At 51.1% G+C, this 1177-nt stretch carries 1 pseudogene; it reads left to right on the forward strand.

The window, feature by feature from the left end:
* Positions 1-1177, forward strand: a pseudogene (locus tag RYC18_RS22710) (hypothetical protein); the annotation flags it as partial.

Raw genomic sequence — 1177 nt, forward strand, 5'->3', positions numbered from 1 at the left:
ACAGTGGATACGCGAGTGGCAGGTCCTCAACAAACAGATCAGCGATACCCGTCGCAGCTGGCTTTATCCAACCGCTTACAACACCCGCAAAAGCAACGCCAGCCACCTTCGCGTCCTTGAGGAAAAACTTCGTCTGCATGAATTGAGCATCCCCGCCCTGCTCGACTATCAGAACAACCAATACGCAAAGCAGTTGCAGGACGAGATTCGCCTGCACTTCCAGTCCGGCAAAACCATGGCGAAAGACTGGCTGACCACCGCCAAGCGCTGGATCGATGGGCTGGGAGGAATTGCCGGGGCAATCACTTGGGGCGTGATAATGCTCAACTTCATCAATACCGCGCTCACTTACCGGGACCTTACTCGGGATGGAGACTTCAGTGCCAAAGATATTGGCAAGGTTACCTATGGGCTGGGGTATAGCTTCAACCTGTTGATGGCGGTGTTTGTTGAAGCGCCGTGGGCGGTTATCAGTACGGCGAAGCCTGTGGTTATTGGTACGTACACAGTGGGCATTCTTGATCAATCGGCGGCTTATTGGAAAGCACGGGGTAATGCAGTTTGGGGGGATGCGATATTTGGGTTCAGGGTTTCGATGGTGGCGATGGGTGGATTTGGGATAGCGGCAGTTACGCTTGAAATATTTGATGTTGCAGATGACTTTTACACAGCAAAAACACCAGAAGAAAAGAACGTGATCATTGTAAAAGGCATTTCTGTGTTCGCAATGGGAGTGGGCTCAACTATTCAATTGATGGCAGGGTTATCCCCTGCCAGCACCTTCGCGATTGTTGCGATGAGTTCATGGTTCAGTGTGGCGCTGCTCATAATAGGCTCTATTTATCTTTTAACTACGATGGCCCTGAATTATTTCAAGCAAGACAGTGTTGGCTGGTGGCTACGCAAGTGCTGTTGGTCGAGAACCCTAGCCTATCGTTACGCTGAGACTGCCGAAGGTGAGCAGGAAGAAGTACGCGCGCTGATGGAAATTCAATTATCTCCGCAGGTTCATGCAAAAAGCACCGTGCATTACGAAGACCGTTACCTTGGCAAAGGCGATTACTACAGCGTAGCCGTACAAAATGGTGCTGGAGTACAAGTACGCTTGCCAAATCTGGTACGCGGGCAGTCCGTGCACTTCAACATAGTCAGCAGCAAGCGACCATGGGGAGTGCTA

Origin of the sequence: Pseudomonas syringae group sp. 247E2 (assembly GCF_032587795.1) — a bacterium.
GTDB classification, from domain to species: Bacteria; Pseudomonadota; Gammaproteobacteria; order Pseudomonadales; family Pseudomonadaceae; genus Aquipseudomonas; species Aquipseudomonas amygdali.